The organism is Balneola sp., assembly GCA_002694685.1.
Classification (GTDB): domain Bacteria; phylum Bacteroidota; class Rhodothermia; order Balneolales; family Balneolaceae; genus Gracilimonas.
Map to the genome: position 1 here is coordinate 1 of NZMW01000003.1, position 17,533 is coordinate 17,533.

At 40.7% G+C, this 17,533-nt stretch carries 17 protein-coding genes; 9 read left to right on the top strand and 8 right to left on the bottom strand.

Annotation, left to right across the window (positions count from 1 at the left end; translation table 11 throughout):
• The 3 genes from CL667_05070 to CL667_05080 form a co-directional block, all read right to left on the bottom strand.
• Positions 1–242, bottom strand: a 242-nt coding sequence (locus CL667_05070) for a thioredoxin domain-containing protein (protein ID MAL17065.1), incomplete at its 3' end; no start/stop codon positions are given.
• The gene (locus CL667_05075) at positions 232–675 is read right to left on the bottom strand and encodes a methylglyoxal synthase (GenBank protein ID MAL17066.1); all 444 of its coding nucleotides are present in this window, start codon (positions 673–675) and stop codon (positions 232–234) included. The genes CL667_05070 and CL667_05075, both read right to left, overlap by 11 nt.
• A 566-nt stretch (positions 676–1,241) precedes the next feature.
• Positions 1,242–3,089, bottom strand: a complete 1,848-nt coding sequence (locus CL667_05080) for an adenylate/guanylate cyclase domain-containing protein (GenBank protein ID MAL17067.1) — start codon at positions 3,087–3,089, stop codon at positions 1,242–1,244.
• A 123-nt stretch (positions 3,090–3,212) separates the two neighbouring features.
• On the opposite strand from CL667_05080, the gene CL667_05085 reads away from it, so the two are divergent.
• Complete coding sequence (locus CL667_05085) at positions 3,213–3,644, top strand: nucleoside-diphosphate kinase (protein MAL17068.1); 432 nt, start codon at positions 3,213–3,215, stop codon at positions 3,642–3,644.
• 90 nt (positions 3,645–3,734) lie between these two features.
• A complete protein-coding gene (locus tag CL667_05090) occupies positions 3,735–4,955 on the top strand; it encodes a hypothetical protein (protein ID MAL17069.1) in 1,221 nt (406 codons plus the stop codon).
• A gap of 3 nt (positions 4,956–4,958) precedes the next feature.
• Here CL667_05090 and CL667_05095 read toward each other — a convergent pair whose 3' ends face one another.
• Positions 4,959–5,699, bottom strand: a complete 741-nt coding sequence (locus CL667_05095) for a 23S rRNA (guanosine(2251)-2'-O)-methyltransferase RlmB (protein MAL17070.1) — start codon at positions 5,697–5,699, stop codon at positions 4,959–4,961.
• A gap of 76 nt (positions 5,700–5,775) precedes the next feature.
• On the opposite strand from CL667_05095, the gene CL667_05100 reads away from it, so the two are divergent.
• From CL667_05100 to CL667_05115, 4 genes are all read left to right on the top strand, one after another.
• Positions 5,776–6,126, top strand: coding sequence for a hypothetical protein (locus CL667_05100; protein ID MAL17071.1), 351 nt, complete (start codon positions 5,776–5,778; stop codon positions 6,124–6,126).
• Between the two features lie 163 nt (positions 6,127–6,289).
• Entirely contained in the window at positions 6,290–7,081 is a 792-nt protein-coding gene (locus tag CL667_05105; protein MAL17072.1) for a hypothetical protein, read from the top strand.
• Positions 7,082–7,159: 78 nt separating this feature from the next.
• Positions 7,160–8,818: a CTP synthetase gene (locus CL667_05110; protein ID MAL17073.1), complete on the top strand. Its 1,659-nt coding sequence runs from the start codon at positions 7,160–7,162 to the stop codon at positions 8,816–8,818.
• Positions 8,818–9,249: an NUDIX hydrolase gene (locus CL667_05115; GenBank protein MAL17074.1), complete on the top strand. Its 432-nt coding sequence runs from the start codon at positions 8,818–8,820 to the stop codon at positions 9,247–9,249. The genes CL667_05110 and CL667_05115 overlap by 1 nt, the downstream gene beginning before the upstream one ends.
• On the opposite strand, the gene CL667_05120 is transcribed toward CL667_05115, so the two are convergent.
• Positions 9,241–11,205 (bottom strand): hypothetical protein, encoded by a 1,965-nt coding sequence (locus CL667_05120; protein MAL17075.1) that lies wholly within the window; start codon positions 11,203–11,205, stop codon positions 9,241–9,243. The two genes, CL667_05115 and CL667_05120, sit on opposite strands and share 9 nt — an antisense overlap.
• 278 nt (positions 11,206–11,483) lie before the next feature.
• Here CL667_05120 and CL667_05125 point away from each other — a divergent pair, with 278 nt between their 5' ends.
• From CL667_05125 to CL667_05135, 3 genes are all read left to right on the top strand, one after another.
• Positions 11,484–13,145, top strand: a complete 1,662-nt coding sequence (locus CL667_05125) for an amidohydrolase (protein MAL17076.1) — start codon at positions 11,484–11,486, stop codon at positions 13,143–13,145.
• Between the two features lie 142 nt (positions 13,146–13,287).
• Entirely contained in the window at positions 13,288–14,346 is a 1,059-nt protein-coding gene (locus CL667_05130; protein ID MAL17077.1) for a radical SAM protein, read from the top strand.
• Between the two features lie 291 nt (positions 14,347–14,637).
• Positions 14,638–15,018: a hypothetical protein gene (locus CL667_05135; protein MAL17078.1), complete on the top strand. Its 381-nt coding sequence runs from the start codon at positions 14,638–14,640 to the stop codon at positions 15,016–15,018.
• Between the two features lie 55 nt (positions 15,019–15,073).
• On the opposite strand, the gene CL667_05140 is transcribed toward CL667_05135, so the two are convergent.
• The 3 genes from CL667_05140 to CL667_05150 are packed head-to-tail and all read right to left on the bottom strand — an operon-like array spanning position 15,074 to position 17,434.
• Positions 15,074–15,790, bottom strand: a complete 717-nt coding sequence (locus CL667_05140) for an SAM-dependent methyltransferase (protein ID MAL17079.1) — start codon at positions 15,788–15,790, stop codon at positions 15,074–15,076.
• Positions 15,790–16,272, bottom strand: coding sequence for a hypothetical protein (locus CL667_05145; GenBank protein MAL17080.1), 483 nt, complete (start codon positions 16,270–16,272; stop codon positions 15,790–15,792). The genes CL667_05140 and CL667_05145 overlap by 1 nt, the downstream gene beginning before the upstream one ends.
• Positions 16,265–17,434 carry a hypothetical protein gene (locus CL667_05150; GenBank protein MAL17081.1) on the bottom strand — a complete coding sequence of 390 codons (1,170 nt, stop codon included), beginning with the start codon at positions 17,432–17,434 and terminating at the stop codon, positions 16,265–16,267. Before CL667_05150 ends, CL667_05145 begins: the two co-directional genes overlap by 8 nt.
• Positions 17,435–17,533 lie beyond the last annotated feature (99 nt).

Below are 17,533 nucleotides of genomic sequence, written 5' to 3' on the forward strand. Positions count from 1 at the left end.
CGATCTACTTTCACATTAATGAAAGCATCGTTCATGAGCTCAGCAATTTCAGGATCTTCAAAGCTTTCATGAGCCATTACATGACACCAGTGGCAGGTGGCATAACCAATAGAGAGGAATATAGGTTTGTTCTCAGCTTTTGCTTTTTGAAAGGCTTCATCACCCCAGGGATACCAATCCACAGGATTATCGGCATGTTGTTTTAGATAGGGACTTTTCTCGTTTTTGAGTTTATTCGGCATCGAAATCTTTTTTAAATCGCTGACTGTAATCCACAATAAAGCGATCGTATTTAGTCTTCATAATAGGGGAGGTGATGAGGAAGTCGGCAGAGGAACGGTTGCAGGCCATTGGAATATTATAGACGATACTAATACGCTGCAGAGCCTTCACATCTACATCATGAGGCTGGGCTTGTAGCGGATCCCAGAAAAAGATCATCACGTTAATTTCATTTTGCACAATGGCGGTACCGATTTGAAGGTCACCACCTAGCGGCCCGCTCTTAAACGTAAATACCGGAAGTTTTAATTTTTCTGAAACCAAAGAGCCGGTTGTACCGGTACCAAACAGGTTGTGTTCGGAAAGATGTTCGCTGTTGTATTCCGCCCAATCAAGTAAATCAGCTTTACGGTGATCATGAGCGATCAGCGCAATGTTTTTCTTGGGTTTCATGGGTTCAATAGTATCAGCAATGGAAGGATGTAATTTATTAGCAGACATAGTGAGATGTCGGTTGAGTGAGTAATCAATAACCAAAGATGCGAAGTGAAGGGCAATTATGAAAGTGAATTACTAAAGATAACCAACTGGTAACGCTTTTAATGTGAGGGAGACCTTCATTCTGGTTGCTAACTCCAGCTTAGCAACACAGTCCGGGAAGCTCCAGCTTCCCAAGCCTTAGTTTGATACACTGTATACCTAACTGCGTTAATGACTGGAAGCTGGAGCTTCTGGGTGGGCGTCACGAAGGTAGACCTTCGTGACGAGGGAAAGAGAAACGAATGCGCACAGTTTCCGACCTCTTTTGTTTTCTACTTCGCAAGGAGAAAGACTCTTTTAAAACGTTTTGCTAAAAAATGGCATCATGGCAAGAAAAAGCAATTGCATGTCTCCTCCTTGAGAAGGAGGAGATATAGAGGAGGTCGGTGGTGATAGAAGGGAAAGAGTTGTATTTAGTAGTTAATTCGTTTAGCGTTCTACTGAGGGTTGAAATCAAAGACCCCTGACTCAAACTATAACTAAATAACCAATCTCATTGGTGGACGTTCAAGGCGGATTTGCTTCACTTTAAACTCTTCATCGTCGAAACCTTTAAGCTCTTTCATGCTTTCTTTAACGAAGAAGGTATCAGAGTTTTTTTCGAGATAAAGTTGTACATCAGGATGATTAAAAACAGCTTCTGAAACCATAATCTCCTTCTCTGATGCAATATCCACCAAACGGGAGGCGATATTAACTGTTGTACCAAAATAATCGATTCTGCCGTTTAAGTTTACGGCTGTGCAGTCTCCGAAATGGACCCCTGCTTTAATCTTAAAGGCATCGCCCATGGAAGTTGAAGTCGTAAAAATCTGCTGAATACGCTGAATGGCTTTAAGGGCAGAGACGGGTTCCCAAAAGACAGCCATCACCGAGTCGCCAATGGTTTTCACAATACCGCCACGTTCCTCAGCCACAATCTGCTGAATAATTTTAAAATGACCCATTACTCGTCCTATAGCAGATTCATCACCTTCCTGAACATAAAGTTCAGTTGAGTTCATGAGGTCTGTGAAAAGCATGGTTACTTCCGATGCTTTAACCTTGCTGGTTTCCTTAAGAGTTTCATGAGAGAAAAGCTCTCTGAAGTCATGAGAAGAACTGACCTCGCTGGCATAAATGGCTTCTTCCTTCCAGTTAAGCTTATCAATAAAGCACACCGTTTTTTTCGATGAGCGGTTGCTGATAATCAGGTTTGGGTTGGTTGAAATAGTTATTTCCTGCCCATCCAATTCCGTATCTGGAATATGTATTGTAACGTTTTCAAAACCTTCATCCCGCACATGTAATATCAGGTGTCCCTGGTGATTATGGGTTCGGAATAAGTAAGTTCCCTCTTCGAGCTTAACCTGCGGATAACGCTCACTTCCAATCTCGAGCTTTTGCTGAATTACCCGGTGAGGCTTAGAACGTGGTCCGCCGAGGCAGAATTTTTTATCGGCTAATTTCCTAATCAGGGGATGTGGCCTGAAGACAAGATGCATATTGCGATTGAAGTCCATCATGTAGTCATTATCGCAATTTTCGCAAAATAGATGTACTCGGGCTTCCTTCATTTTTCTGAAGGTATGTTGGGGAGATTTACAAGTTGGACAGCATACATCCCAGCTAAAGTCGAGAAGGTTTAACTTTGCTGCATGGAGGAACACATTTAATACAGAATACTTTTTCTCCCCCCAATATTCAGCAAGGGAATAGGGGTGGATGCGCTCCAAGTCTTCATCATCAGCAGAAGTAATGAGGTCCAAGAGACGGTTAACAATTCGTTTTCTCTTACTCGCCTCTAGCAGCTGTTCTTTTATAACTTTGATCTTGCGGTCTGCCCCTCGCACTAATTTATTCTCTTTAGAAAGCTCATAAGGCTTCAGGTTTTGGCTGACACTTTCATCTACCTGATTTATGAAGTTTGTAAGCTTTCGTTTTATCACATAATCAACAAAGGTTTTAACCATAAAAGAAAAGAAGGGATTGGAAGGCTGAACCCAAAGTTTGATACTTAGCTTGGTTCCATTATCCGTTTCAGTCAGCTCTACAAATAATTTCAATTCCTTCAGGATACCTAACTTATAATATCGGCTAACTCCATAGCGGTAGGGTTCTTCCCACGTGTAGGGATCTTCCTGCCAGGTAGCATAAGACTTGAGCTTGTTGTGGCTAAGCTCTAAAAAACCTTTTGGGGTGGTTCGGGAAAGTGAGGTTTGATGAACAGGGGTAGCACCCAACTTTCGAAATATTCGATTGGTATCAGATAGATACGGCCATAATTCAGCCGGTTCTCCAGCAAGGCTGAAGTGCCAATGGTGTAATTGTTGTTGTCCTTCCTTCATGATAAATAACCGAATAACTCTCAGATAAGGTTCGAATCTTGATGTGTGAACTCTTATCTTTACGGATCACATAATAGAGTTTCTGTTATCCTAAATGTTACAAAATTTTAATAGACTATAATAATGGCAAAAGAAAGAACACTGACTATTCTCAAACCTGATTGTGTCCGAAAAGGGCTGATCGGAGAAGTGACAAAAAGAATCCAGGAAGCTGGATTTAAAATCCTGGCAATGAAGCTAACTCGCCTTACCAAAGATACAGCCGGTGGATTTTATGCCGTGCACAAAGAGCGTCCTTTTTATGATGAGCTATGTGAGTTTATGAGCAGCGGAGCTTGCGTGCCTATGATTCTTGAAAAGGAAAATGCAATCGCAGATTTTAGAACATTGATTGGTGCTACTAACCCAGCTGATGCAGATGAAGGTACGATCAGAGCTGACTTTGCAGACAGCGTTGGCGAAAATATTATCCACGGATCTGATTCTGTAGAAAATGGAAAAATCGAAGCCAATTACTTTTTTGCAGAATCTGATGTAGTTGCAAATCAGGCTTAACAAATTACAGTAATCCTACTAAATTAAAGTCCGGCACTAATATAAGTGACGGACTTTTTTTATGAACTGAAGTTTTAACTCTCATTTTCTATGAAGTACACAATCTCAATCCTTTTCATATCCTTGTTTTTTGTGAGTTGTGATGCAAAACAGGAAAAGCCCGCAACAGTCGTAAAGACCGGGGCTGAAGTATTACTGGATAATCATATATCCGAATTAGAAGGCAAGAGAATCGGGCTTGTGATGAATCCCACCTCCAGAGTAGATGGTATCCACATGGTTGATACTTTGATAAGTCTTGGGGTGAATGTGACGGCTCTATTTGCTGCAGAACATGGCTTTAGGGGAAATGCTGGAGCGGGAGAAACCATAGAAGATGGGGTGGATGCTGAAACCGGATTACCTGTTTTTTCTTTATACGGTTCCACAAAAAAGCCTACTCCTGTGATGATGGAGAACATTGATCTACTTCTTTTTGACTTGCCGGATATGGGCGTGCGATTCTATACCTATAGCACAACAATGGGGCTTGTGATGGAGGCTGTTGCAGAGAATAATAAAGAGCTATGGATTTTAGATCGCCCCAATCCCTTGGGGGGCGAATATGTGGCGGGGTGGATTCTGAGAGATGAATTCAAATCTTTCGTTGGAGCTTACCCGATGCCCATTGCGTATGGACTTACCATGGGTGAACTGGCCGATATGGCCATAGGTGAGGGATGGCTGAACTTGACTTCAAAACCAAATTACAAAGTCATCAAAACCTCCGGATGGGCGCGCGATATGCTTTGGCCGGAAACTGGACTCGAATGGATTGCCCCGTCTCCAAACCTTCCAACTTTTGAACACGCTTTTGCCTATCCCGGCACAGTAATCTTGGAAGGGACAAATATTTCAGAGGGGCGGGGGACTTCAGATCCATTTCTGATAATCGGTTCTCCGAAAACCAATTTTGATACCTCAGCCTTAGCAAAACTTGAAAAAAAGCATAGCCTTAATCTTGAAAAGGTTTCGTTCACACCAAAATCTATACCCGGTAAATCTGCATACCCCAAACACGAAGATCAGCAGTGTACCGGTATTAGTATTTCATTTGATGGAGACTACACCCAAACCGATCCGGTACAACTCGGACTAGATCTGCTCATATTCATGAAGGCAAATACCCCTGATTTTGAGATCAAGGCATTTGCCAACAACCTGTATGGTATCAACCTTAAACAAATCATTGAGCAAGGAAGTGAAATTCCGGGGTGGGAAAAAGAAGCGAATCAATTCAAAAAGCAGAGAAAAAAATACTTACTCTACTGATTGTTATTGCTGCCGTTTCCATTCATAACTTACCAAAGCGGCACTTACAGAAGCGTTCAAAGATTCAACATCATGTTCCATGGGGATGTTAATCAGTTCATCACAACGTTTTAAGTTTGATGGATGAATGCCTTCGCCTTCGCTTCCTATAAGAAAAGCTAGTGGTCGTTTTAGGTCTGTTTCCCAGAGGGTTTGTTTTGCACTTCCATCCAATCCTACAATTGAGAATCCCGTTGCCTTTAGGTCTTTAAGGCCTTGATTGATATCGTGAATTCTGATTACAGGAATTCTACCTGCGGTACCTGCTGATGTTTTAAAAACCGTAGCATTTACCGGCGCCTGATTTTGCATGGGAATAATGACTGCCTCAATTCCGGCAGCAGCGGCAGATCTGAGAATGGCTCCAAAGTTGTGGGGATCTTCAATCCCGTGAAGTAAAAGAACTGCAGGATTGTTTGAGAGTATGAGGGTCTCAACCCAGTCAAAAAAGTTGGTGTACTTTGCAGCACTCATCTGCAAAACAAAGCCCTGATCATTCACTTTGCCAACAAGGTTATAGATTTTTGCCCCGGGAACCTTGACTAAGGGGACATCGTTATCAGAAGCAAGTTCAGATATATTTTGATAAGTAGATGGCTTTATATTGTTCTTTATAAACACTTTGTCAACTTCATCCGGCCGATTTTGTAGAGCTTCTTCGACTGGATTCCGTCCGTAGATAAAAAAGTTTTCTGTTTTTGACATAAAAAATTTTAAAGTCGTTTGAGTTTCATTATAATAAATGAGTGTTAGTATACAGGTTAGCTAAAAAATAAAGGACATGTTTGAAGAAGAGAAACATAAAAATTCATTAGTTAGCGATGGGTCAACGCAGCTAAATATAACAAATCGAAACGCCACAGGTATTTCTGATTTTATGGATCGTGTGCATTCCATTAATGGGTTGCATTTTTTATCTGCCATGAGTCAGATTTTTTTAGGTACATCTGTGGTAGCGCTTTCATTAATAAGCAGTATACAGCCAGTATGGTTAGCAACTATAATGACAGTGTTTGGAAGTATTACAACAATGGTCGGTCTATACTTTATGTATAATATTATTACACAAACCGGTGCCTTCGATTCTCTATTGCACAAAGCGATAAAGCGCGTTATTAGCTCACAAAATTAATCTATCGTTAACAACTAGTTTATTTATTCAATAATTAATCTCATTATTGTTGGGAAGGTTATGTGTTCTTTCTGCTAAACAAACTGAGGAAAAATTGAAATTCTATTCTCTTATCATTGTATTATTGTTGGTATATATTCCTGCATCAGCCCAACAAGGAAAAATGAATTTACCCGTCAAACTCTACACAGATAATAATGATGGCTTTGTAATTATCGGTCATCGGGGAGCAAGTGCTTACTATCCTGAGAATACCCTCTCTGCATTTATAGCTGCGTATGAAATGGGAGCTGAGATGGTAGAGCTCGATATCCTTCTAACCAAAGATGGCGTACCTGTAGTTATTCATGATGAAACGCTGGACAGAACCACAAATGGTAAAGGCAAAGTTGCTGATTTTTCATTGGAAGAATTAAAGAAATTGGATGCCGGACTCTGGTTTGGCGAAGCTCATCAAGGTGAACCGATTCCCACACTTGAAGAAGTACTGCAATTCGCAAAAGGCAAGATTGCACTGAATATTGAAATAAAGACAGAAGCTGTTACTGATACACTTAAGAATGGGGTAGAAGAGAAGGCTCTTAATCTGGTTAAAAAGTACGGAATGCAAGACTACGTACTGTTCTCAAGTTTTGATTACCGGGCTATTGCGCATTTAAGGGAGTTAGATGTTGACATCTCAACTGCTTTGTTATATGAAAGGAGTCAGTCGGGGAGTAGCCTTCCTTCTGAGCTAGTAGCTTCTTATCAAGCTAATGCTTTCAATTGCAGCAGGCGCCAATTCTCCAAAAAGTGGGCAAATGATACAAAGGAGCAAGAAATCCCTGTTTTTATTTATACAGTGAATAAAGAAAAGAATATGAAAAAAATGATAAACCGCGGCGCTAGCGGGATTTTTTCTGATAAGCCCGACCTTTTGAAGCAAGTTGTGGATAATATGTGGAAAACAAAGTGACTTTTATCAGTATTCTACATTGAATAGGGATGGTGAACCTCCTATATTTTACATCCATCAACTACACTCACTTCCCGCATGTCCACCAAATATATTTTTGTAACCGGAGGGGTTACGTCGTCACTAGGTAAAGGTATAATCTGTGCTTCTCTCGGGCGCTTATTAGTGGCGCAAGGTCTCAAAGTTACCATTCAAAAACTGGATCCATATATCAATGTTGATCCCGGAACTATGAACCCGTACGAACACGGGGAAGTTTATGTAACCGACGACGGTGCAGAGACAGATCTTGACTTAGGTCACTACGAACGTTTTTTAGATATAAAAACCTCACAGAGTAATAATGTGACGACTGGCCGCATTTACTATGATGTGATTTCAAAAGAACGTCAGGGAGCATATCTCGGAAAGACCGTTCAGGTTATCCCGCACATTACTGATGAGATTCAATCCCATGTACTCAAGCTTGGTCAGTCAGGGAATTATGATGTTGTGATCATCGAAATTGGTGGTACGGTGGGTGATATTGAAAGTCTTCCATACATAGAAGCTGTTCGTCAGCTCAGATATAATGTAGGCCGCCAAAACACACTTTCCATTCATTTAACATTAGTGCCATATTTGGCAGCTGCAGGTGAGTTGAAGACGAAGCCTACTCAACATTCCGTAAAAACATTATCGGAAAGCGGACTTCAACCGGATATCTTGGTTTGTCGTTCTGAGCATAAACTGGATGAAACAATTCGCCGTAAAGTAGCTCAGTTTTGTAATGTAGATCTCGAAGATGTTATTGAATCCCGGGATGCAAAGAGCATCTATGAAGTGCCGTTGCTGATGCGTGAAGAAGGGCTCGATAAACGGGTTATTGAAAAACTAAAGCTGAAAACTGAAGAACCAAATCTCGATAATTGGATTGGTTTTGTTGAAGCTGTTTGTAATCCATCCGGAGATATTAATATTGCTTTGGTTGGTAAATATGTAGAGCATCATGATTCTTACAAATCAATTGTTGAGGCTTTTATTCATGCCGGTGCAGTCAATGATTGCAAAGTGAATGTTAAATGGATTCAATCAGACGACCTCACCAGAGAAAATGTAAAAGAAACGTTTAAAGATATTTCCGGTGTATTGGTGGCACCAGGATTTGGAGGCCGAGGAATTGATGGTAAACTGGCCGCTGTCGAGTACGCCCGTGTAAATAATATTCCATTTTTTGGAATTTGTCTGGGGATGCAATGCGCAGTTATTGAATATGCCCGTGATGTTTGCGGATGGGAAGATTCAAACAGTACTGAGTTTGATGAAAATACAGAGTATCCCATCATCGATATTATGCACGATCAGAAAAATATCGAGAACATGGGTGGAACTATGCGTCTTGGTAAGTACACCTGTAAGCTCAAAGAGGGTACGAAATCACATGCGGCATACGGCACCGATATTGTAGATGAGCGCCATCGTCATCGCTACGAAGTAAATAATAATTTACGATATAAACTTACAGAACACGGAATGGAACTCGCTGGGATGAACCCGGAAAGAGACTTGGTTGAGATTGTAGAAATTCCTGAACACCCGTGGTTTGTAGGAGTTCAATTCCATCCGGAATTACGCAGTACGGTGAATAATCCACAACCGCTGTTTGTTGATTTTGTGAAGGCCAGCTTGAAGTATGCAAAATCAAACAAGTTGTATAAGTCCCGTAAAAAGTCAGAAGCTGTTCCTGAAAAGTCCTAATGTCCGATTCGTTTTCAAATCGGTTAAGGGTACGGTCTTGTGGCATTTTAGTAGAGGATGAAAAAGTATTACTGATCGAGCTTTTCTCACCAGTCACTAATAAATGGACATGGATTCCACCCGGAGGGGGAGTCGATTTCGGTGAGTCTTTAGAAGATGCATTGATTCGCGAATTCAAGGAAGAAACAAATCTACAGATATCCGTTGGCAAGCGTTTGCATGTAAACGAAGTTATCGTAGGTTCTATACATGCCATTGAATTCTATCACTTAGTGAAACGAGAGGGTGGGGCTTTGAAGCTTGGATCAGACCCCGAAATGACTCCCGACCAGCAGATCTTAAGAGACATCGGTTTTTTCACAAAAGAAGAACTTCAGGAAATAGAGTTAGCACCCGATTTCCTTAAATCTGAGCTTTGGTCTTTAATCTGATGCTGCTTTGTTAAAAGCCTCTTCATTCTTCGGAAGAGAGAAAGAAAACGTACTTCCTTTTCCAACTTCACTTTCTGCCCAAAGCCTGCCATTATTCTTTGAGATGAAGTCTTTACAAAGCATCATGCCAAGACCGGTTCCCTTTTCTTCATTAGTCCCATCAGTCGTATAAAAATTCGACTCTTTAAATAACTGAGTAAGCTTTTCCTCATCAATACCGATTCCACTATCTTTAATATGAAATTCTACTTCCGTCTCTTTTTCTTCGTTCCAAATAGTGACTTCTCCATCATTATGGGTGAATTTCACTGCATTTGATAACAGATTCAGTATTACAAGCCCAACCATATTTTTGTCGGTGTAAACAAAGGCTGAATCCTTAATCTGGTTTACTATACGAATATTCTTTTCTTTGGCTTGTGATGAAATAAGGTTCACGTTTTCATTCACAATGGCTGAAAAATCTAAGGCTTCGGGATGTACATTATATCCTTCAAGTTGACTTTTAGCCCAGTTTAAAAGATTGTTTAGCAGGTTAGAAGTGTATTTGAATCTATCCGCTAAATCAGGAATCATTTGTTGTATATGTTCCTTAGACAAATCGCCCATTTGGCTGAGTGTTAAAAACCCATACAATGAACTTAATGGCCCTCTAAGGTCGTGAGCGATAATAGAGAAGAGGTTGGTCTTAATTTCATTCATCTCCTCCAGGCGTTCTGTTTGTTGCTTGATGTACTCGTTCTTTTCTTTGAGTAGTTCGTTAGCCTTTTTACGAAGGGATGAATTTCGATATTGTAAATAGGCTACAACAATAGCGATAATGAGAAGAGAAAGACTTATGATTATAAAGAAATTACGGTTCGCAACTTCTGTAGCATTTCTAAGGTTTTGCTCTTGTTGAGCTTCTCTGAGATTAAGCTCTCTTTCCCTGAACTCATTTTCAGCTTGCATGCGCCCGACTTCACGACTTATGTCGTTATTAAAAAGACTATCAGAAAGTGAACTGAAAATTTCGTGAAAACTGAGCGCTTCTTCGAACTCATTCCTTTCTTTGTGAACTTGATATAAAGTCTGGGCTGATGTGTGCTTTTCAGGAAGTCCTCCAAACTCATGAGCTATGTCATAAGCCTCTTCAGCAAAAGCTAGTGCCTCCTCTAAATCTCCTAACCGAAGGTAGGTTTTAGAAATACCATTCAAGGATTGGACCTTTTCGAGCTCATTTCCAAGCTCATTGTACTTTTCAATCGAACGTTTAAAGTAACTTTGAGCTCTGCTATAACTTTCTCGCTGGAGATAAATATCGCCAAGTTTAAAAGTAGCCAGACCTATTGCCCGCTGATCAAAATCTCCACCTTTAAAATTTAATACTCTCATAAGCTGTTCTTCAGCATTATCGAGATCTCCAAGCTCATAATAGATGAACCCCAGGTTTACAGGAACAGAGATGGTTGAAGCTTCTAGCGTGCGAAGGGAATCGAGTTGAAGAAAGATATCCAAGGCTTCTTCATAATCTTCAATTTTAAGATAGCTGACACCGATATTGTTGAGATTCTGAAAAGCACCAAGATCTTGATCTAATTCTTTAAACAATTCATAGGCTTCTATAAAATAGCTTAGCCCGGGTTGATAGCTGCCCTGAGCGGCGTATGAAATTCCAACCATTTGATTTAGATAAGCTCGTTCAATTCGAAACTTGTTGATGTCATTATGACCCAGACCTTTTCGGGCTATCTCATAGGTCTTTTGGTAATCCCCGCGGTTGAAGGCGACTGTAGCTAGTAAGTATTGAGCATTAAGAAAGCCTTTTGTGAAATCAATTTGTTGAGATTTCTCTTTTGCTAGTTCAGCATACTTCAGGGTGCTGTCAAATTCTGAATAGCGATAGAACGTAGCTAATTCTAAAAGTGTATTAACACGTGCAGTATCCTCTGTACTGTTACTGCTTTCATAAACCAATAAAATATCTCTGAGGCTATCTGGTGTATTGGATTGACCAAAGCAGGATACGGTTCCGGCAATTATGAAAACAAAAAATAAATATATGTTCTGTAGATGATTCAATGTGCAGTACTACTAAAAATTCAGGTCATAAATAGCTGTATTCAATACCTTTTTCAATGCCTGATAACCAATATTAGGCAACCTTAATTGTCAAAATAAATGAAACCTTCTTTAATGCTTATCAAAAGGCATTGCATTCCTTATATTCAAGAAATTCTAACCAACAAATACCAATGAAAAAATTACTTGTATCGTCTTTTGCACTGTTGATCATAATAATTGCAGGAGCATGTTCAAATTCAGAGAACACAAAAACTTTTGTTAATGTGAATGGCTACACTTTTCAGGGCGATTCGCTGATTACTTTCAGCTCCTTCGTAATTAAAGATGGCAAGGTAAGTCAGCTGGGTGATGACGAAGCAGGTGTTAACTCCGCGGGAGAGGTTGTTGATTTACAAGGTAAGACGGTACTCCCCGGGCTGATTGATGCTCATGGTCACGTAATGGGTTTAGGCTTTCAGGAACTGAATGTGAATGTAGCCGGGATCGAATCCCTTGAAGCTACTCTGGATACCATCAGAGCTTATGCTGAAGCTAATCCGGATTTAGAATGGATTCAGGGTAGAGGCTGGAACCAAACGCTTTGGGAAGAAAATGAATTTCCAACAGCTGCTGACTTAGACCGTGTTGTTCCAGACCGACCTGTATATTTATCCCGGGTTGATGGTCATGCCGGCTGGGTAAATTCAAAAGCTATGGAATTGGCAAACATCAGCAAAGATACGCCCGACCCTCAGGGTGGTAAAGTTATTCGGGATAGAAGTGGTAATGCTACCGGAGTTTTTGTGGATGCAGCAGAGAGTTACATAAATGAAGTGATTCCTGAGCCAACAGAAACGGAGCGAAGACTTGCCCTTGAAGAAGCCCTGAAACAAATGGCAAGTGAAGGTATTACCTCCGCACATGATGCCGGAGTTAGCCCAACTAATTGGGAGATTTACAAAGAGTTTGCTGACAATGGAAAGATGACCACTCGGGTATATGGTATGATTGGTGGTATGGAAGCCTTCCGGGAATTATCTAAAAATGGCCCTATTGATTCTTATGCAAACGATAGGTTAGCATTGAGAAGCGTGAAATTGTATTCAGATGGTGCTTTAGGAAGTCGGGGGGCTGCAATGATTGAGCCTTATTCTGATGATCCCGGTAACCGAGGTCTTCTATTTGCTGATCAGGAAGAGTTTAATAAAATAACAATGGAGACTGCTTCTGCAGGCTATCAAACTAATGTACATGCTATTGGTGACCGAGCTAATCGCGTGATTCTCAATTCTTTTGAGAACATTCGGGAAGAGTTAGGAAATCAGGGATTACGGCACCGGATTGAACATGCTCAAATCGTGTCATTAGAAGATATCCCACGATTTGCAGAATTAGACATTATTGCTTCCATGCAGCCCCGACATGCAACCAGTGATAAAAACATGGCGGAAGATCGGGTTGGGCCTGATCGTATTGAAGGAGGATATGCATGGCAAACATTTTTAGATCAAGGTACTGTAGTTGCTGCGGGATCTGATTTTCCGGTTGAACCATCAAATCCTTTTTGGGGATTATATTCTGCCATAACAAGAATGGATCACCAAGGAAACCCTGAAGGTGGCTGGTATCCTGAGGAGTCGCTAAGCAGAGAACAAGCATTGCGAGCTTTCACTATTGATGCAGCCTACTCCGCTCATCAGGAAGAAGTGATAGGTTCTCTTGAAGAAGGTAAATGGGCTGATTTTGTGGTTATAGACCAGGACTATTTTGAAATACCCGCAAGCGAAATCTGGAAAGTGAATGTATTGGAAACCTGGGTAGCAGGAGAGAAGGTGTTTTCGAAATCTGAATAACACAACTTGTTCCTCCTGATCAGCTTAACCTGATATACAGAACATTTAAAAGCCTCATTTTATAAATGAGGCTTTTTGTTTTTGAAAGGGTTTCAATAATCATATATTATATGTGCGATATATGTAATCAGAAGGAGCTAGAATGTCAGATATGCGAAATCCGTTAAGAGGGAGGGGCGCAACAGATAACCCCGTTAATAGGTTTGAAGGAAATTATATCGACTACGACGTTGATGAAGAAACCGGTGAAAAGCCATCACCCAAAACCCAACTAATCAGGGACGATACCAAGTCGGTCATCACATATAACAAAAGTGAGGACATCAGTTTTAATGCAAGTATTAATCCATATCGGGGCTGTGAACATGGATGTATTTACTGTTATGCACGGCCCTATCATGAATTTTTAGGCTATTCTTCCGGGCTGGATTTTGAGTCTAAGATTGTTGTGAAGTATGATGCACCGCAATTATTAAAAAAGGAACTAAGCTCTCCAAAATGGAAGCCTCAGGTAATAGCGATGAGTGGAGTCACGGATGTATACCAGCCTTTGGAAAAGAAGCTCGAAATAACAAGAGGATGCCTTGAAGTATTGGCTGAATTTCGAAATCCGGTGGGACTGATCACCAAAAATCATCTTATAACCCGTGATATTGATCTGCTTTGTGAGCTTAATGACTATAACTGTGTAAGTGTGACTATTTCAATTACCACCCTCGATAAAGATCTTACCGGGGTGATGGAGCCTCGGACTTCTCGTCCCAATAAAAGACTTGATGCCATTCGAAAGCTCTCTGCCGCAGGTATTCCGGTTGGCGTGAACGTAGCTCCGATTATTCCGGGGCTTACAGATCATGAATGTGCAGAGATTCTGGAAAAAGCGGCAGCAGCAGGTGCCTCATTTGCTGGGTATACCATAGTTCGTTTACCCTATAAGGTGAAAGATATGTTTACAGAGTGGCTTGGGCATCATTATCCCGATCGCAAAAAGAAAGTGCTACGCAAGATATTAGATATCCGCGATGGGAAGTTAAACAGCTACGAGTGGAATGAACGAATGAAAGGGAAGGGCAACTTCTCAAAACAGATATCCGATCTTTTTAAAGTTCAGACGAAACGTTTGGGGCTTAATGAGAAAAAGCGTGTGTTGACTACCGAGCATTTTAAGAAGAGTACGGGATCACAGTTGAAGCTGTTTTAAATTCTATTACAAATAATTAATGTCAATAAAGAAACAATTCGATTTTTCTCTCGTCTATATAAGTGGTTAGTAACTTTTTAAAAATCCGGCGTCTTAGTTCGGGAGCAAAATAGAAAAAGTAGCTTTTTCAAAAATATCGGCTCTCTTATTTTGATGTCGGTTTTTTTATGCCCTTCATTTTTGTGATTTCATCCAATCTTAATATTAGAAGTGTATTTCTAATTTGACATTTGAACACTCGGAAATTACAATTCAGTGCTAATCTAAATCTCTTATAAAGGAGGATTCGATATGAACGAAGAAGCATTTCTTGAAGCTGCAGAGAACGGCGATTTTGAAACTATCCAAGGGTTGCTACAGGATGGACTAAGCGTTAACACTAAAGATGTACACGACCGAACGGCCTTGCTTAAAGCCGCAAAGTATGGACATAAAAAAATAGTAGAACTGTTAATTAAACATGGCGCAGAAGTAGATTATCGTGATAATCGGGGGACTTCGGCTTTATATTGGGCATCAACGAATGGGTACTATGACATTGTACAGTTATTGATAGATAACAGCAGCGATGTGGATGTACATGATGACAGGGGATGGTCGGCAAAAGATCAGGCAATTACCCAGCACCACAGTAACATTGTAGAATTATTAAACGCTGCAGGTGCTCATTAAAGAAAACCGTGATAACTTTTAGGAGATAGCCCCGTCACAAAGTGATGGGGCTTTTTTATTCCTTAGCGTATAAAACAAAAATGGTAGGGCGCTTATTTAAATCGGGCAGCTTTTTCGATTCCCATTCAGAGATATGTTTTGAAATGATTTCCTCACTCGGCAAGGTAATATCGGTAGCGGTGCAAAGCCGTGTTGCTGGAGAACAGGTGTCAATAATATCCTTCAGCAATTCATTATTTCGATAAGGAGCTTCCATAAAAATTTGTGTACGGTCATGTCGTCTGGATTCTCCCTCAAGCTGTTTAACCATAGACTTTCGCTTATTCTGATCAATAGGAAGGTATCCATGGAAGGCAAAAGCTTGTCCATTAAAGCCGGATGCCATCATCGCCAATAAAATTGAGGAAGGCCCGATTAAAGGAACGACATCAATCTTATACTGATGTGCGAGTTTAACCAATCTTGCTCCGGGGTCAGCTATTCCTGGAGCTCCAGCTTCCGATAACACTCCAGCGTTTCTCCCATCTAATAACGGTTTTAGAAAAGAGTGAATTTCCTGATCGGGAGTGTTTTTATTGAGGTGATAGAAATCAATTTCATAAACCGGCACGGTATCTCCGACCCATTGCAGAAAAGTGGTGGCGCTTTTAAGGTTTTCAACCATCAGCACATCCAGTTTTCGTAAAATATCAAGCGTGTATTCCGGAAGTGTATTGTTTTCCGGTGTTTTTCCTAAAGTAGTTGGAATGAGATATAAAGTACCGTTATTCATTAATCGACTCGTTCAATTTCAAATTTTTCGTCATCAGCATTAGCTACTTTTCGCCTGACATATCGATTCACAAAGAATCCGGATATTACCGTCACCACAAGCCCTATAAATGCTACACTCATGTTAAATAAAGAAGTACTCTTTTGGATGTTGAAGGTAGGATAGAGTACAATTTCCTGCATCGCTCCTTTCTGGTAACGAATTGGGATGTTTGCACTTTCCATTAGCTCCTGAGCCATTTGTATAGAGAGGGAGAGCCTTCGCTCTATGGTTTCGCCATCTACTTCAAATTTGATATCGATATAACCGTTGCTTTGTGCCGCAATTTGTTTGACGTCGAAATCAGTGACTTCGGCAAGGTAGGTGGTTCCATTTTCGTAGGTATCAATAGCCCCTTTATGAACCATACCTTGCTGAAATACCAGAAACAGAAGGTATGCAGGAACGACCCAGTAAAAATATAGATAGCGGTATTTATTCATTGTTATCTGCAATTTCTTTTTGGGTGGTTTGATACAAAGCAGGGTCCCAGATTAAACGTTGCTGGAAGTCTTCCTGCATGTGATTGGCCGACATATGTACCCAGAAGCCAACTGGAAGCTGATCAAAAAAGACAGCCTGAACGGAAGTATGACCGTCATAGATAGAAGTGCCAAAGTCAATCCCACCCAGAAGTCCCATGCGGTTATCATAGATAGCACCATAGTCTTCAAAACTACGTGAAATAGGTTCAGAGCCCATGGGCCAGCGAAGCTTTTCTTTGATTTGTTCTGATATCTGTGGACTAATGACTTCATCCCGAAGCAATCGTACCATCAAATCAGCAAGTTGGGCGGTCGTTGCCTGTGGGAAGTGTTCAAGAGCATCTCGCTCCTGCATAAAAGTTAAGGATAGGCGATCATCATCAAACTGGTCTTTGACTTTTTGATTATATGAGGGATCATTGTTCAATCTTCGTGCTTCAGAAATCGATTTCTCGGCAAATTCAGCAAAGCTCATTTCATTTATTCCTGTGGTATCATTTAACTCCGGATTTATAGCTGTATACATTCCGCTGAAAGGAAGAGGCAGAGATGTTTGAGGCATACCAAGGGAGTCGATCAAAGTACGAATGTTTTCTTCCCCCAAACGGAACCATAAATAATCTGCTGAAACCAAGTCGCTGTTTTGAAGCATGGCTAGGACCACATCATCAAGTGGAGTATTTCCATCCTCAAATTCTTCAATCAGTTTATTGTGATTATTTTCACTGATCTCTGGAAGAGCAAACTTTTTGATTTCTTCTAAGCTGATCAATTCTGTTGGATCCAAGATACCGTTGGCAACCTGCCGCTCATATTCCATCACCAAAAAGATATTACCGGTGGCACCTAAAGCCCTCGGAACATCCTCTCTATATGAGATGCCAGAATCAGGATTGTTAACATTGTAGGAAGTGATGGAAACCCACTCAGGATGTTCGCCGATAAATTCGGCCAAACCAGCCAGTGAGTAGGTATTTTCGATGTATTGACTTCCTTCAGCCATCCCTTCTTCATTTTCAAAAAGGGTTTCGAAACCAGAATAATTAAGGCCAATAACCATGGCAAAGACAAAAGCTGCTGCTGCCAAAAAGGTGAGTAAAAACTTAAATGCTCTCTTCAAGAAACGGATTGATTTAATAGATTGAAATTACTCATTAAAGATACAAAGAAGAATAGAGGATATCCTGAGTTTATAGGTGATAAGGGTGAAATTTGATGA

Bases quoted from the DNA above. Each gene is read 5' to 3' on its own strand.
- CL667_05075 (MAL17066.1), bottom strand. From the start codon at position 675: ATGAAACCCAAGAAAAACATTGCGCTGATCGCTCATGATCACCGTAAA.
- CL667_05080 (MAL17067.1), bottom strand. From the start codon at position 3,089: ATGAAGGAAGGACAACAACAATTACACCATTGGCACTTCAGCCTTGCT.
- CL667_05085 (MAL17068.1), top strand. From the start codon at position 3,213: ATGGCAAAAGAAAGAACACTGACTATTCTCAAACCTGATTGTGTCCGA.
- CL667_05090 (MAL17069.1), top strand. From the start codon at position 3,735: ATGAAGTACACAATCTCAATCCTTTTCATATCCTTGTTTTTTGTGAGT.
- CL667_05095 (MAL17070.1), bottom strand. From the start codon at position 5,699: ATGTCAAAAACAGAAAACTTTTTTATCTACGGACGGAATCCAGTCGAA.
- CL667_05100 (MAL17071.1), top strand. From the start codon at position 5,776: ATGTTTGAAGAAGAGAAACATAAAAATTCATTAGTTAGCGATGGGTCA.
- CL667_05105 (MAL17072.1), top strand. From the start codon at position 6,290: ATGAATTTACCCGTCAAACTCTACACAGATAATAATGATGGCTTTGTA.
- CL667_05110 (MAL17073.1), top strand. From the start codon at position 7,160: ATGTCCACCAAATATATTTTTGTAACCGGAGGGGTTACGTCGTCACTA.
- CL667_05115 (MAL17074.1), top strand. From the start codon at position 8,818: ATGTCCGATTCGTTTTCAAATCGGTTAAGGGTACGGTCTTGTGGCATT.
- CL667_05125 (MAL17076.1), top strand. From the start codon at position 11,484: ATGAAAAAATTACTTGTATCGTCTTTTGCACTGTTGATCATAATAATT.
- CL667_05130 (MAL17077.1), top strand. From the start codon at position 13,288: ATGTCAGATATGCGAAATCCGTTAAGAGGGAGGGGCGCAACAGATAAC.
- CL667_05135 (MAL17078.1), top strand. From the start codon at position 14,638: ATGAACGAAGAAGCATTTCTTGAAGCTGCAGAGAACGGCGATTTTGAA.
- CL667_05140 (MAL17079.1), bottom strand. From the start codon at position 15,790: ATGAATAACGGTACTTTATATCTCATTCCAACTACTTTAGGAAAAACA.
- CL667_05145 (MAL17080.1), bottom strand. From the start codon at position 16,272: ATGAATAAATACCGCTATCTATATTTTTACTGGGTCGTTCCTGCATAC.